14 protein-coding genes are annotated in these 13,601 nt (G+C 70.5%); 10 read left to right on the top strand and 4 right to left on the bottom strand.

The annotated features are described in order from the left end of the window. Nucleotides 1-2: 2 nt before the first annotated feature. From ACIGJI_RS08790 to ACIGJI_RS08760, 7 genes are all read left to right on the top strand, one after another. The gene (locus ACIGJI_RS08790; RefSeq protein ID WP_363445055.1) at nucleotides 3-971 is read left to right on the top strand and encodes a sugar ABC transporter permease; all 969 of its coding nucleotides are present in this window, start codon (nucleotides 3-5) and stop codon (nucleotides 969-971) included. Then, entirely contained in the window at nucleotides 958-1,824 is an 867-nt protein-coding gene (locus tag ACIGJI_RS08785) for a carbohydrate ABC transporter permease (RefSeq protein ID WP_085604539.1), read from the top strand. The genes ACIGJI_RS08790 and ACIGJI_RS08785 overlap by 14 nt, the downstream gene beginning before the upstream one ends. After that, the gene (locus ACIGJI_RS08780; protein WP_363445053.1) at nucleotides 1,821-2,504 is read left to right on the top strand and encodes a putative N-acetylmannosamine-6-phosphate 2-epimerase; all 684 of its coding nucleotides are present in this window, start codon (nucleotides 1,821-1,823) and stop codon (nucleotides 2,502-2,504) included. The genes ACIGJI_RS08785 and ACIGJI_RS08780 overlap by 4 nt, the downstream gene beginning before the upstream one ends. Beyond that, nucleotides 2,501-3,412: an ROK family protein gene (locus ACIGJI_RS08775; protein ID WP_363445051.1), complete on the top strand. Its 912-nt coding sequence runs from the start codon at nucleotides 2,501-2,503 to the stop codon at nucleotides 3,410-3,412. Before ACIGJI_RS08780 ends, ACIGJI_RS08775 begins: the two co-directional genes overlap by 4 nt. Before the next feature lie 71 nt (nucleotides 3,413-3,483). Then, a complete protein-coding gene (locus ACIGJI_RS08770; RefSeq protein ID WP_363445049.1) occupies nucleotides 3,484-4,107 on the top strand; it encodes a PadR family transcriptional regulator in 624 nt (207 codons plus the stop codon). Between the two features lie 45 nt (nucleotides 4,108-4,152). Next, a complete protein-coding gene (locus tag ACIGJI_RS08765; protein ID WP_363445047.1) occupies nucleotides 4,153-5,868 on the top strand; it encodes an AarF/ABC1/UbiB kinase family protein in 1,716 nt (571 codons plus the stop codon). 115 nt (nucleotides 5,869-5,983) lie between these two features. Further along, nucleotides 5,984-7,942, top strand: coding sequence for a BCCT family transporter (locus tag ACIGJI_RS08760; protein ID WP_363445045.1), 1,959 nt, complete (start codon nucleotides 5,984-5,986; stop codon nucleotides 7,940-7,942). Nucleotides 7,943-7,960: 18 nt separating this feature from the next. On the opposite strand, the gene ACIGJI_RS08755 is transcribed toward ACIGJI_RS08760, so the two are convergent. Next, nucleotides 7,961-9,544, bottom strand: a complete 1,584-nt coding sequence (locus tag ACIGJI_RS08755; protein WP_363445043.1) for an SDR family oxidoreductase — start codon at nucleotides 9,542-9,544, stop codon at nucleotides 7,961-7,963. Nucleotides 9,545-9,662: 118 nt separating this feature from the next. Here ACIGJI_RS08755 and ACIGJI_RS08750 point away from each other — a divergent pair, with 118 nt between their 5' ends. After that, nucleotides 9,663-10,886: an MFS transporter gene (locus ACIGJI_RS08750; RefSeq protein WP_363445346.1), complete on the top strand. Its 1,224-nt coding sequence runs from the start codon at nucleotides 9,663-9,665 to the stop codon at nucleotides 10,884-10,886. Here ACIGJI_RS08750 and ACIGJI_RS08745 read toward each other — a convergent pair. Together ACIGJI_RS08745 and ACIGJI_RS08740 are read right to left on the bottom strand one after the other, a co-directional pair. Next, nucleotides 10,883-11,428 carry a MarR family winged helix-turn-helix transcriptional regulator gene (locus tag ACIGJI_RS08745; protein ID WP_232089158.1) on the bottom strand — a complete coding sequence of 182 codons (546 nt, stop codon included), beginning with the start codon at nucleotides 11,426-11,428 and terminating at the stop codon, nucleotides 10,883-10,885. The genes ACIGJI_RS08750 and ACIGJI_RS08745 overlap by 4 nt on opposite strands. After that, nucleotides 11,425-11,661, bottom strand: coding sequence for a hypothetical protein (locus tag ACIGJI_RS08740; RefSeq protein ID WP_187663005.1), 237 nt, complete (start codon nucleotides 11,659-11,661; stop codon nucleotides 11,425-11,427). Before ACIGJI_RS08740 ends, ACIGJI_RS08745 begins: the two co-directional genes overlap by 4 nt. 128 nt (nucleotides 11,662-11,789) lie before the next feature. On the opposite strand from ACIGJI_RS08740, the gene ACIGJI_RS08735 reads away from it, so the two are divergent. Together ACIGJI_RS08735 and ACIGJI_RS08730 are read left to right on the top strand one after the other, a co-directional pair. Continuing rightward, nucleotides 11,790-12,236, top strand: a complete 447-nt coding sequence (locus ACIGJI_RS08735) for a MarR family winged helix-turn-helix transcriptional regulator (protein WP_187663006.1) — start codon at nucleotides 11,790-11,792, stop codon at nucleotides 12,234-12,236. A gap of 69 nt (nucleotides 12,237-12,305) precedes the next feature. After that, nucleotides 12,306-12,632 (top strand): hypothetical protein, encoded by a 327-nt coding sequence (locus tag ACIGJI_RS08730; protein WP_187663007.1) that lies wholly within the window; start codon nucleotides 12,306-12,308, stop codon nucleotides 12,630-12,632. Nucleotides 12,633-12,801: 169 nt separating this feature from the next. Here ACIGJI_RS08730 and ACIGJI_RS08725 read toward each other — a convergent pair whose 3' ends face one another. Beyond that, nucleotides 12,802-13,554 carry an SDR family NAD(P)-dependent oxidoreductase gene (locus ACIGJI_RS08725; protein ID WP_187663008.1) on the bottom strand — a complete coding sequence of 251 codons (753 nt, stop codon included), beginning with the start codon at nucleotides 13,552-13,554 and terminating at the stop codon, nucleotides 12,802-12,804. Between the last annotated feature and the right edge of the window lie 47 nt (nucleotides 13,555-13,601).

Here is a 13,601-nt window from a genome sequence, read left to right as displayed (position 1 = left end):
TCGTGACCACGGCAACAGCACCCCGGGTCCGGCAGGAGAACGCTCCTGCCGGACCCGGCGCTCCCGTCCGGCGGCGCCGCAGCCGCCGGACCACGCTGATCGGCCTGGCTTTCGCGTCGCCGTTCATCGTCGGCTTCCTGTTCCTGTTCGCCTATCCGATCGCGGCGTCGGCGTACTACAGCTTCACCGACTTCAACCTGTTCCAGGCGCCCGAGTGGGTGGGGCTGGACAACTACACCCAGATGTTCGCCGACGGGGTGTTCTGGAAGTCCCTCGCCAACACGGCCGTGCTCACGATGTTCGGCGTACCGCTCGCGATCGGCATCGCCCTGGCCGGTGCGCACCTGCTGAACACCCCCGTGCGGGGCCAGCCGCTGTATCGCGCGCTCGTGTATCTCCCGTCGATCGTGCCGGTCGTCGTCGGCGGCTACCTGTGGCGCTGGCTCCTGAACGCCCAGTACGGCTTCATCAACCACTTCCTGTCGTGGTTCGGCATCGAGGGGCCGGCCTGGCTGCAGCAGCCGGAGTGGACGAAGCCCGCCATCATCCTCATGTCGCTGTGGACCGTGGGCGGCACCATGATCATCTACCTCGCCGCCCTGCAGGAGGTGCCGAAGGAGCTGTACGAGGCGGCCGAGCTCGACGGCGCAGGCGCCTGGCGCCGCTTCACCAACGTCACCTGGCCCACGGTCTCCCCGGTCACCCTGTTCCAGGTGATCGTGAGCATCATCGGGTTCCTGCAGATCTTCACGCAGCCCTACATCCTGTCGCAGGAGCGCTTGAATCAGGCGGGGTCGGGCCCGGGGCAGTCGATGCTCTCGTACGCGATGTACCTGTACCAGAACGCCTTCGTGTTCCTGAAGATGGGCTACGCCTCCGCCATGGCGTGGACGCTGTTCATCGTCACACTCGTCGTGAGCCTCATCGTGCTCGCGACCTCGAGGAAGTGGGTCCACGATGGCGCACGCTGACATCTCCGCTCCGGTGCGCCGCCCCCGTCGCACCCGCCGCACGCTCCGCCGCGTCCGGCAGCAGATCGCGGTGACGCTGCTCGCGCTGCTGTTCCTGTTCCCGTTGCTGGTGATGCTGTCGACCGCGTTCAAGACGCCCGGCGACGTGTTCTCCTCGCCGCCCACCCTGCTGCCCGCCGAGTGGACCACGGCCAACTTCGCCGAGGCGTTCGCGCAGATCCCGGTGTGGCGCTACCTCGCCAACACGCTCTTCGTCTCGGGCATGAGCATCCTCGGCACGGTCATCTCGTGTCCGCTCGTCGCCTACGCCCTCGCGAAGGTGAAGTGGCGCGGTGCCCGGCCGCTCCTGATCCTCGTGCTCGCCACGATGATGCTGCCGCCGCAGGTCACGCTGATCCCGCTGTTCCTCGTGTGGAACGGGCTGGAGGCGACGAACACCTACCTCCCGCTCATCGTCCCCGCGTTCCTGGGCACGCCGTTCTTCATCTTCATGATCCGGCAGTTCCTCCTCGCGGTACCGGACGAGCTCATCGAGGCCGCCCGTCTCGACGGCGCCTCGGAGTTCCGCACCTACGCGACGATCGTCCTTCCCCTGGCGCGTCCGGCCATCGTGACCGCCGCGATCTTCCAGTTCGTCTGGGCGTGGACCGACTTCCTCAATCCCCTCATCTACCTCAACGACCAGTCGACGTACACGCTGTCCATCGGTCTGTATGCCTTCTTCGGGGAGAACGACGTGGCCTGGGGGCCGCTCATGGCCGCGTGCGTGATGTTCACGCTCCCGGCCGTGGCGATCTTCCTCCTCGGTCAGAAGTTCTTCATCGGCGGCGCCAGTGCAGGAGCCCTCAAGTGACCCACGATCCCCTCGCTCTCCTCCGCGGCCGGCTCGTCGCCTCGGTCCAGGCGTCCACGGGCGCCCCCGCCAGGGACACCCACGTCATCGGTGCGCTCGCCGAGTCTGCGCTCCTCGGCGGCGCGAGCGGTCTGCGGCTCAACGGGCCGGAAGACATCCGCCGGGTGCGTCCGGTCACCGACGTGCCGATCATCGGACTCCACAAGATCTGGAACGGCGTCCGCAACGTCATCACCCCGGAGCTCGCGCTCGCCACGGGGCTGGCGGAGGCCGGGGCCGACATCATCGCGGTGGACGCCACGGCGGAGCAGCTCGGCGCGGACTTCCGGCTCATCGGGGAGATCGCCGCGGCGACGGGGCGACCGGTGATGGCCGACGTGTCGACGGTCGCGGAGGGCGAGCGCGCGTGGGCGGCGGGGGCGGCGGTCGTCGGCACGACCCTGTCCGGCTACACCCCGCACTCGCCGCGCCAGGACGAACCGGACCTCGACCTCGTGGCCGCGCTCGCCGCCGCGGGGATCCCGGCCATCGCCGAGGGGCGCTACCAGACCCCTGCGCAGGTACGAGCGGCCTTCGATGCCGGAGCCTTCGCCGTCGTCGTGGGCGGGGCGATCACCGATCCCATCGCCCTCACCCGCCGCTTCGTCGCCGCGACGCCGGCCGCCACGGAGCGAGCGTGATCGTCGGGGTCGACATCGGCGGCACGAAGATCGCCGTCGCCGGGTTTCGGCAGGAGCCGGACGGCGGACGCCGTCGCGTCACCGCCGTGCGCACCCTGTCCACTCCGGCCAGGGAGGGCGGCGAGGCCATCGTGCGGGCGGTCGTCGATGCGATCGACATGGTCCGCGGTGCGGAGCGGGTCGCGACGGTCGGTGTGGGCACCGCCGGGGTCGTCGATCAGGACGGCGGCATCACCTCGGCGACCGATGCGATCAGCGGCTGGGCGGGCTTCCCGCTGCGCGCGGCGCTCATCCACGCCCTCGATGTGCCGGTGGCGGTCGTGAACGACGTGCACGCGGCGGCGGTCGCGGAGGCCGCGGCAGGGGCGGGTCGGGGAGCGTGCGGGCTGTTGATGGTCACCGTCGGCACCGGCATCGGCGGAGCCGTCGTGCTCCCGGACGGTCTCCGCGCGGGCGTGACCGGCACGGCGGGGTCGGTCGGGCACACCGAACTGGCCCTCCCTCCGGAGCTGGCCGGGCGGCGCTGCGGCTGCGGAGGAGTCGGACACGTCGAAGCCGTCGCCTCCGGCCCTGGGCTGGAGCAGACGTACCGGGAGCGCACGGGCACGGCGCTCACGCTGCGGGAGGTGGACGCGGCCGCTTGCGCCGGTGACGCGGTCGCCGAGGAGGTGATCGCGGAGGGGGCGCGGTTCCTCGGTCGCGCGCTGGCCGGGGCGCAGGCGCTTCTCGACGTCGAGGTGATCGCGGTCGGCGGCGGTGTGGCGGCCATCGGGGAGCGCTATCTTGCCGAGGTCGCCCGCGCGTACCGGGCGGCGGCGATGCCGGGCCCGACGGCAGCCCGCGTGCGACCCGCGGAGCTCGGGATCGACGCGACCGTCACCGGGGCTGCGGTGCTCGCGCCGGTCTGAGTCCGGATTCCCACCCCGCGTTCAGCGTTAACGATATATCGTTGAGTATCGTTCACGACTGGGAGGTCATCATGAACAACGCATTCCCCTCCACCCCGTTCGGCGGGAACAGCAACGGCAGCAGCGGCGGCGATTTCGTCGGCGGCCTCGGCAATCTCTTCGGCGGCTCGCAGGGTCCGGCCGGAGCGCTGTTCGAGGCGATGGACCAGCTGCGCAAGTCGTTCGAGTCGCGCCCCTCCGGCGGATCCCGCATGGCCCGCGGCGACGTGCGCGCCGCCGTCCTCTCGCTCCTCGTCGAGCGACCGATGCACGGCTACCAGATCATCAACGAGATCGCCGAGCGCAGCGGCGGCACCTGGAAGCCGAGCGCCGGTTCCGTCTACCCGACGCTCCAGCTCCTCGCCGACGAGGGCCTGATCGAGGCCGAGGAGCAGAACGGCCGCAAGACCTACGCTCTCACCGAGGCCGGCCGTGCCGTCGCCGCGGAGAGCACCGAGACCCCGCCGTGGGTGCCGTCCTCCGACAAGGACCGCAGCCGCGACGCCCGCTACAGCGCCCTGCCCAAGGCCGGGGTCGACCTCGCCGCCGCGGCCGCGCAGGTCGGGCGCAGCGGCTCGCCGGAGCAGGTGCAGCAGGCCATCGAGGTGCTCGACGAGGCCCGCCGTAGGCTGTACACGATCCTCGCCCAGGACTGACCGCGTCGTGCGGCGTCCGGCGCGGAACGGCGGAAGGATGACGCGATGACGGCAGCGGCGGCACAGGGTCCTCACCGAGCCCGGTACCGCCGCATCCTGTCGTTCGCGAGCCGTGAGTTCCTGAAGATCTGGTGGTTCGAGCTCGTCCTTCCGCGGTTCGGGCTGTCTTCCGTCGCGGAGCGCACGCGCGCCCGCCGCATGCAGCGGTTCGCGCGCCGATTCCACACGCTCGCGATTGAACTCGGCGGCCTCATGATCAAGGTCGGGCAGTTCATGTCCTCGCGCCTCGACGTGCTGCCGCCCGAGATCACGGCGGAGCTGGAGGGGCTGCAGGACGAGGTCCCGGCCGTGCCCACGCCGCAGATCCGGGCGCTCGCGGAGGCCGAGCTGGGCATGCCGCTCGAGCGTGTGTACACCTGGTTCGACGACACCCCGGTCGCGGCCGCATCCCTCGGCCAGGTGCACCGCGCCCGCCTCTCGTCGCTCGATGCCGAGGACACCGGGCTCGACGAGGTCGTGGTCAAGGTGCAGCGCCCTGGCATCGACGAGATCGTCGCCGTCGACCTCGCCGCCCTCCGCCGGGTCGCGCGGTGGCTCACGCGGGTCCGGATCGTCGCCGACCGGGTGGACGCCCCCGCCCTCGTCGAGGAGTTCGCCGTGACGAGCCTCGAGGAGATCGACTACCTCCACGAGGCCCGCAGCGCCGAGCGGTTCCGCGAGAACTTCGCCGACGACCCGCGTGTGGCCGCCCCCGAGATCGTCTGGGAGCGTACGACCCGACGGGTGCTCACACTGTCCGACGTGACCGCGATCAAGATCAACGACACCGCGGCTCTCCGAGCGGCAGGCATCGACCCCTCCGCGGTCGCGGATGCCTTCGCCGAGGTCATGTTCGACCAGGTCTTCACGCACCGGTTCGTGCATGCCGACCCGCACCCCGGCAACATCTTCGTCACGCCGGTCCCTTCGACGAGCTCAGGGACCCAGGGCGGCTCAGGGGCTCAGGGGGGCTTCCGCCTGACGTTCATCGACTTCGGCATGATGGCCGAGGTGTCCGACAACCTCCGGCAGGGACTGCGGACGCTGCTCATCGCGGTGACCGCGCGGGACAGCCGGGGCCTTGTCCGCGCCGCGAAGGAGATCGGTGTGCTCCTGCCGACTGCCGACACCGGCGAGCTGGAGCGGGCGCTGACCGCCCTCTTCGCGCGCTTCGGGGGGATGGGCTTCGCGGAGCTGAGCCGCGTGGACCCGCGGGAGTTCACCGACTTCGCCGAGGAGTTCGGCGACATGGTGCGCCGGCTCCCGCTGCAGCTCCCCGAGGACATGCTGCTCCTCATCCGGGCCGTGTCCCTCACCTCCGGCATGTGCAGCGCCCTGAACCCGGCGTTCAACGTGTGGGACGCGGCCGAGCCGTATGCCGCGCGGCTGCTCCGGGACGAGTCCGGCACCCTCATGCAGGACATGGCGGAACAGGCGATGGCGAACGCGGCCACGACCTGGCGGCTCCCGAAGCGCATCGACGACATCATCACCCGCGTCGACGACGGCAATGTGTCCTTCGACACCTCCCGACTGGAGCGGCGGCTCGACCGGCTGGAGGGCATCGCGCGACGGATCGCCTCCGGGGTCCTGTTCGCGGCGATGCTCGTGGGCGGGGCGCTGCTCGTCGGTCCGCTGCCCCCGCTGGGCATCACCCTGCTGTGGGTGTCGGTGCTGCCGCTGCTGGGCGCCCTCTTCCTGGGTCGCCGCCGCCCCCGCTGACCCCACTCGACAGCCCCGCCAGAACAGGCGAACGCCCGGGATCAGGCACTCCCGCGGGAGAACGCCTGCTGTCCCGCGTTCGCCTGAGCCCGCGCAGGTGGAAAGATGGTCTCTCATGGACATGCCTGACGAGAAGCCCGCCGAACGCTCCGCAGGATCGACCCGTCCGCGCACCGACGCCGTCGTGACCGGGACGCACCGCCAGGCCGCGAAGGCCTCCGAGACCGCGCGCAAGATCGTCCGCGACATCACGACGGTCCCGCCGCGCAGCGTGCACCCGGCGCTCGTCCCCGGGGTCTCGGTCGAGGAGACGGGGCGCACCTACCGCACGGACCCGCTGGTCTTCGGCGTCGCCGCCGCGTTCGCCCTCGCCTTCATCGCCTGGGGCGTGTTCGCGGGGGACAACCTCGCCGGCACGACCAGCACGGTGCTGGCCTGGGTGGTCGAGTACTTCGGCTTCTTCTTCACGACGATCGCCACGATCATCCTCGTCTTCATGCTGTTCGTCGGGTTCAGCAAGTACGGGCGCATCCCCCTCGGCCGCGACGACGAGGAGCCCGAGTTCTCGATGTTCTCGTGGATCTCGATGCTCTTCGCGGCGGGCATGGGCATCGGCCTGGTGTTCTGGGGCGCCGCCGAGCCGCTGACGTTCTTCGAGAACCCGCCGCCCGGCACCGTCGAGGCGAACACCCTCGAGGCCATGCACACCGCGCAGACCCAGGTGCTGTACCACTGGGGCCCGCAGGCCTGGGCGTTCTACGCGCTCGTCGGTGGAGCCATCGCCTACGGCGCCTACCGCCGCGGTCGTACGCCGCTGATCTCGTCGATCTTCGCCCCGCTGCTGGGCGAGAACCGCACGACGGGTCCGGTCGGCCGCACGATCGACATCTTCTCCATCATCGTGACGCTGTTCGGCACGGCCGCCTCGCTCGGCCTCGGGGCGCTGCAGATCGGCCACGGGGTCGAGATCATCAGCGGAGCCGGACCCCTCGGCAACGGCATCCTCATCGCGGTCATCGCCGTGCTCACGGCGTGCTTCATCGCCTCCGCCGTGTCGGGCGTCTCCAAGGGCATCCGCGCGCTGTCGAACATCAACGCCGTCGTCGCCATCCTGCTGGCGTTCTTCGTCTTCTTCGTCGGTCCGACGCTGCTGATCCTCAATGTCATCCCGTCGGTCGCGGTCCAGTTCCTCGGTGACCTGCCGACCATGATCGGCCGCTCCGCCTCGCAGGGTGAGGCCGCGCAGGCCTTCCTGTCGAGCTGGACGATCTTCTACTGGGCGTGGTGGATCTCGTGGTCGCCCTTCGTCGGGATGTTCATCGCGAAGATCTCGCGCGGCCGCACGCTCCGTCAGTTCGTGTCGGTCGTCATCGTGGTGCCCTCCGCGATCTCGCTCGTGTGGTTCGCGATCTTCGGCACCACGGCCATCCAGCAGCAGATGGACGGCGCGGGCCTCGCGGTCGACCCGCCGGAGGAAGTGCTGTTCGGGGTACTGGAGAACCTCCCGTTCCCGCTCGTGACCAGCATCGTCCTGATCATCCTCATCGCGATCTTCTTCATCACCGGCGCCGACTCCGCCTCGCTCGTCATGGGCACGCTGTCGCAGCAGGGCCGCCCGGAGCCGTCGCGCTGGGTCGCCGTCGTCTGGGGTGTGCTCGTGGGGGTGATCGCCGCCGTGCTGCTGGTCAGCGGGGCCGAGGGCAGCGGACTGCAGTCGCTGCAGAACGCGACGATCATCGCGGCTCTGCCGTTCGCGATCATCATGGCCTTCATGATGATCGCGTTCATGAAGGATCTGCGGCGCGATCCGCTGATCCTGCGCGACCGGTATGCTCGCGCCGCCGTCCGGCACAGCGTCATGGCCGGGCTCGAGGAGTACGGCGACGACTTCGCCCTCGTGCCCGTCGAGTACGACCACTCGGAGGACGACCTCGCCTGGATCGACGAGGACACCGTCGACGACACGCTCGCCGAGGTCTACGAAGCGGCGACCGAGGCGATCGACATCATCCCGCCGGCCGAGGTGGACGCCGCCGTCGAGGCCGCGATGGACGCCCCCGCCGACAAGGACTGAGCGCGAGAGCTCAGGCGCTCACGCCGGGTCAGGCACTTCCGCACGGAAGGCGCCTGAACCGGCGTGATCGCCTGACTCGGCGGCCGCGGTGATCCGTGCGGCCATGCCGGAGAAGATCAGTCCGTGGAAGGGCAGCACGGCGAGCCAGTACAGCCGGCCGAGGAGGCCGCGGGGGAAGAACACGGCACGCTGTTCGTAGCGGGCGCCCTCGCCGTCGGGCACCGCGCGCAGTTCGAGCCAGGCCTCGCCCGGCACCTTCATCTCCGCGCGGAGCCGCAGCAGGTGGCCTTCCTCGGTCTGCTCCACCGCCTCCACGCGCCAGAAGTCGATCGCATCCCCGACCCGGGCGGCGGTGCGGCTGCGGCGTCCGCGGCTGAGGCCCACGCCGCCGACCACGCGGTCCATGAGCCCCCGCACCGCCCAGAGCAGCGGCGACGAGTACCACCCGTTCTCCCCGCCGATCCCGAGGATGACGCGCCACAGCTCCGCGACGGATGCGCGCGTCGCGACCGACCGCTTATCCGTGAACACGGTCCGTCCCGCCCAGTCGGGGTCGCTCGGCAGCGGGTCGCTCGGCGCTCCGGACACCTCGGCATCCTGCCAGCTCGTCTCCACGGCGTCCGCGTCCACCCGGCCGAGGGCCAGCGCCACGGAGCGGCGATACGGCGTGAGGCCGCCGTCGGGCCGCGGGATGAGTGCGTCGACGGCGTGATCCTTCATGATGCACTCGTTCTGCAGCGAGGCCACCAGGGGCCGGGCGATGGAGCGCGGCACCGGCGTGACGAGGTTCACCCAGTGCGACGCGAGCTCCGGCGTCAGCACCGGAAGGGCCGCGATGGCGCGCTGCCGCAGACCGGCCTCCACCGCGTACCCGTTCATCATCTGGCCGTAGCGCAGCACATCCGGTCCGCCGATGTCGACGGCGCGATTGACACCCGCGTCGACCCGCGCCGCGCCGAGTAGATAGTGCAGCACGTCGCGGACGGCGATGGGCTGGATCCGGTTGCGCACCCACTTCGGCGCCGGCATGTACGGCAGCACGTCGGTGAGGTGCCGGATCATCTCGAAGGACGCCGAGCCGGAGCCGATCACCACGCCCGCCTGCAGGACGAGGGTGGGCACTCCGGACTCCAGAAAGATCTCGCCGACGTGGACCCGGGAGCGCAGGTGCGGGGAGAGCTTCACGTCGTCCGGGTGCAGGCCGCCGAGGTAGACGATCCGCCGGACCCCGGCTCGGGCAGCCGCCGTGGCGACGGTGGTCGCCGCGCGCTCGTCGCTCTCCTCGAAGCCCTTGCCGGCCGACATGGAGTGGATGAGGTAGTACACGACATCGACGTCGTCCATCGCGGAGGCCACGGCGTGCTCGTCGTCGGCGGACCCCTCGAAGATCTCGCACTCCTCGCCCCAGCCGAAGGAGGCGGCACGAGCGGCATCTCGCGCGAGGACCCGGACCCGGTAGCCGGCGTTCAGCAGGCGCGGTGTCAGGCGGCCGCCGATGTAGCCGGTGGCTCCGAGGACGAGCGCGCGCGGCGCGGAGCCGTCGCCGCGCGGGATCGCCCGCAGGACGTCCTCGCGACCGGTGGGCTGGGTGAGCTCGCTCATGCTCCGAGCGTAGATCCCGGGGCCGACACGCGGAACGGGCTTGCGCCCCCAGCATCGCGCCGTCACGACACGCTCGCGAGCACCCCGGAGACACGGTACGGTCGTATCCGTGACTTCAATCGAATCGATTCGACGAGCACCCGCGGACGTCGCCACCCGTCGGGCGCGCATCGCCGTCTCGGCGCTGTTCCTCACGAACGGCGCCCTGTTCGCGAACATCCTGCCGCGGTACCCCGAGATCAAGGCCGCCCTCGGCCTCGACAACCTCGGCTACGGTCTCGCTCTCGCCGCCTTCCCCGCCGGCGCGATCGCGGCCGGACTCCTGGCGGCCACGCTGATCCGTCGCTTCGGGTCGGCGCACATCGCGGTCATCGGCACCGTCCTCACGAGCCTCGGTCTGCTGTCGGCGGCGCTGTCCCCGACCGGCGTCCTCTTCGCGATCGCGCTCTTCGTCGGCGGTGCCTCCGACGCCATCACCGATGTCGCGCAGAACGCCCACGGCCTGCGCGTGCAACGGCGGTACGGACGCTCCATCATCAACTCCTTCCACGCCATCTGGTCCATCGGCGCGGTGCTCGGCGGAGTGATGGCGGCGGGCGCGATCGCGCTGCAGCTCCCGCTCGCCGTCCACCTGGGGATCTCGACCGCGGTGTTCGCCACAGTCGCCCTCGTCGCCCTCCGCTTCTGCCTGCCCGGCCCTGACGACGAGACGGAGGAGGACGCCGCGGCGGAACCGGAGGAGATGTCCGGAGCCGTCCGTCGCGGCATCCCGGCGCGGACGGTCGTGGCCGTGATCGCCCTGACCCTCATCGCGATGGCCGGCGCCATCGCCGAAGACGCCGGCAACTCGTGGGCCACGCTCTACCTCGGCGACTCCCTCGGGGCCGCGGCGGCCGTCGCGCCGCTCGGGTTCATCGCCCTCGTCGGCGCGCAGTTCGTCGGGCGTCTGCTCGGCGATCCGATGACCGACCGCTTCGGACAGCGCTGGGTGGCGCGGGTCGGCGGCCTCATCGCCGCCCTCGGGATGACCCTCGCTCTGCTGTTCCCGAGCGTGCCCGGCACGATCCTCGGGTTCGCGGCTGTCGGCTTCGGCATCGCCACCCTCATCCCCGCCGCGATGCATGCCGCCGATGAGCTCCCGGGGCTGCGGCCCGGTGTCGGGCTCACCGTGGTGTCCTGGCTGCTCCGGCTCGGCTTCCTGCTGTCGCCGCCGTTCGTCGGATGGCTGGCGGAGACGCAGAGCCTTCGCGCAGGACTCGTGGTGGCGCCGGTCGCGGCGCTCGTGGCGGTGCTGCTCGCAGGCTTCCTGGACAAGCGGCGCCCGCGGAACGCGTCGGACTAGGCCGGCTCGTCCACGAGGTCGGCGCCGCTGTGCACGGCGTCCGCCTCGGCGGCCTCCTGGATCGCGGCGGTCATCCCGACGAGGAACCGCATCACGACCACGCGCTCGTCGTCGGAGAGGTCGTCCACGAGGGAGAGCATCCGGCGGTGCATCGCCCCGAGCGTCGCCCGCACCTCGTCGTCGCTGCTCACGGTCGGCACGACGATGCCGGCGCGACGGTCGGTGGGGTGGGGTTCGCGGCGCGCGTGCCCGCCCTTCTCCAGCCGGTCGATGAGTGTGGTCGTCGACGCCGTGGAGATGTCCAGCGTGCGGGCCAGGTCGATCGGGCGCACGATGCGTCCCGCCTTCTGCTCGCGCAGCAGGAACCGGAGGGCGACGAGGTCGGTCTCGTTCATCCCCATGGACGCGCGCGTGCGGGCGCGCATCGCCGTCTCGGCGCTGCGGTAGCGCCGCAGCATGTTGAGCACGTCGACCGTGGTGGCGCGCTCGCTGTCGGGGTACCAGTACCCGGAGGCGTGGAACTCGCCGGTGCTGTCGGTCACGCGACCTCTCCTTCGTCGCTGGAACCGGCCTCCCGCTCGAGCATCTCCATCGCGCCGGTCTCGACCTCTGCGGGGACGATGCGCAGGAGCCCGCCCGTGATCGCGTCGGTCTCGGCGCTGATGATCTGCTCGATCCGGCGTCGCGAGACGGAGGGGAAGAGTTCCTCCAGACGGGCGAGCAGATCGGCGTAGCGGATGTACGACGCCTCCTCGAGACTCAGTCGCTCCGGCATGGCATCCTTTCGGGGGCAGACTTCCATCTTCGCATCTCCGGAAGTCCTGGTCGCCCCCGAATATCGCTAGTCAGCCTTACTGTCAGTCAGTCGAGGTACCATGGGAAGCGGGGAAGGAGGATCTCTGCATGGGGAACATCAGTACCGACGTCACGACCTCGGCGCTCGCGCGCGATGTCGACGATTTCCGTCGCGCCGACGCGCAGCTGAACCGCCGTCTCGCCGCCCGCCGCGAGCCCAACGATACCGACCGCGCGGCGATGCACTTCATCAGCACGGCGCCCGTCGAGAAGCCGGTCACTCCCCGCGATCTCGCCACGTACCTCGGCATCAGCACGGCCGCCGTCACGAGTGTCGTGCGACGGATGTCCGAGCGGGGGCAGATCGTCGTCGCCCCGCACCCCCTGGATGCCCGGTCCAAAGTTCTCCGTCCTTCGCTCCGTGATCTGCACGGTCACGGGGATGAGCTCACCCAGCGGGTCGCCGCCCTGGAGGAGGAGTTCTCCCCGGAGGAGGCCGCGGTGATCTCCCGCTTCCTGCGCCGACTCACCGACGAGCTCGGCGACCTTCCCTGATCGATTTGATTTAACTAGTTAAACTAGTAAACTATCCTCGTCCAGGTTTTCTGCCACGAGGAGAAGAACATGGGAACCCTCACCTACGCGAACCTCGCCGACCCGATCGAGATCGACGACGAGCTGCTCGCCCACCTTCGCGCCGCCACCGTGACCAAGCTGCGGCGCAACGAGCCGTTCGCGCTCACGGTGCAGACCGGCGCCGACCGCACCGAGACGCTCTGGATCCACGCGTCCATTCCGATCCGCTTCGTCGTCGAGACGTCGGTCACCCTCCAGCGGCCGCTGCTGGCCCGCCTCATGCAGGCCGCGGGCTCGACCGGCGGACTCGACCTCACCGACCCCGAGCTCTCGCTCGATGCGATGTCGCGCGAACTGCACGCGATGTCCGCCTGATAACGGAGGGGTGCACAACCTGCCTCATCGCCTCGGGATCCTCTTCAAGGGCTCTCGGATTCCCGGACGGTGACGGCTACGGCGAGCACGGAGCGGGGGCTCTGGATCGCCGACCGCGGCATCCGGCCGCCGGGATTCGGGTTCCCGGCAGCCGGATGCCGTTTCTTCGTCAGAGGGCGGTGTAGCCGCCGTCGACCAGGTGGTAGCTGCCGGTGATGAAGCTGGCCGCGTCGCTCGCGAGGAACACCACGAGGTTCGCCACCTCGTCCGCCTGGCCGAGGCGACCGATCGGGTGCTTCGACACGAGGAAGTCCTTCGCCTCGTCGCCCATGTTCGCCAGGAGCGGGGTGTCGATGAAGCCGGGGCCGACCGAGTTCACGCGGACGCCCTGCGCCGAGTACTCCAGAGCGGCGGTCTTCGTCATTCCGACGACGCCGTGCTTGGCGGTGACGTAGGCGGGGGAGCCTGCGAAGCCGACGCTGCCGAGGATCGAGGCGATGTTCACGACCGAGCCGCCGCCGTTGGCGAGGATCGACGGGATCTGCGCCTTCATGTTGCGGAACACCGCGTTGAGGTTGATGGCGATCACCTTGTCCCACGCGTCTTCCTCATAGTCCGCGGTGGGCGCGGTGGCGCCGCCGATGCCGGCGTTGTTGACGCCGATGCGGAGCGGGGCGAGCGAGTTGGCGAGCTCGACCGACGAGGCGATCCAGGCCGGGTCCGTCGCGTCGCCGACCGACGCCTCCGCGGTGCCTCCGGCGGCGCGGATCTCCTCGACGACCGCGTTCGCGTTCTCCGCGTTCAGATCGTTCACGACCACCGCCGCGCCGTTCTGCGCCAGCAGCAGGGCGACCGAGCGGCCGATGCCGCTGCCCGCTCCTGTCACGATCGCCGAGCGGTTCGAGACGTCGTACTGAGCCACTTTCGGGCTCCTTCCCGGGCGGGCGCGGTGCCGGGAGATCTTCTCGG

Source organism: Microbacterium sp. NPDC064978 (assembly GCF_044543605.1).
GTDB classification, from domain to species: domain Bacteria; phylum Actinomycetota; class Actinomycetes; order Actinomycetales; family Microbacteriaceae; genus Microbacterium; species Microbacterium meiriae.
This window is presented reverse-complemented; position numbering and strand designations above follow the sequence as displayed.

Bases quoted from the DNA above. Each gene is read 5' to 3' on its own strand.
- ACIGJI_RS08770 (WP_363445049.1), top strand. From the start codon at position 3,484: ATGAACAACGCATTCCCCTCCACCCCGTTCGGCGGGAACAGCAACGGC.
- ACIGJI_RS08730 (WP_187663007.1), top strand. From the start codon at position 12,306: ATGGGAACCCTCACCTACGCGAACCTCGCCGACCCGATCGAGATCGAC.
- ACIGJI_RS08760 (WP_363445045.1), top strand. From the start codon at position 5,984: ATGGACATGCCTGACGAGAAGCCCGCCGAACGCTCCGCAGGATCGACC.
- ACIGJI_RS08765 (WP_363445047.1), top strand. From the start codon at position 4,153: ATGACGGCAGCGGCGGCACAGGGTCCTCACCGAGCCCGGTACCGCCGC.
- ACIGJI_RS08735 (WP_187663006.1), top strand. From the start codon at position 11,790: ATGGGGAACATCAGTACCGACGTCACGACCTCGGCGCTCGCGCGCGAT.
- ACIGJI_RS08755 (WP_363445043.1), bottom strand. From the start codon at position 9,544: ATGAGCGAGCTCACCCAGCCCACCGGTCGCGAGGACGTCCTGCGGGCG.
- ACIGJI_RS08785 (WP_085604539.1), top strand. From the start codon at position 958: ATGGCGCACGCTGACATCTCCGCTCCGGTGCGCCGCCCCCGTCGCACC.
- ACIGJI_RS08740 (WP_187663005.1), bottom strand. From the start codon at position 11,661: ATGCCGGAGCGACTGAGTCTCGAGGAGGCGTCGTACATCCGCTACGCC.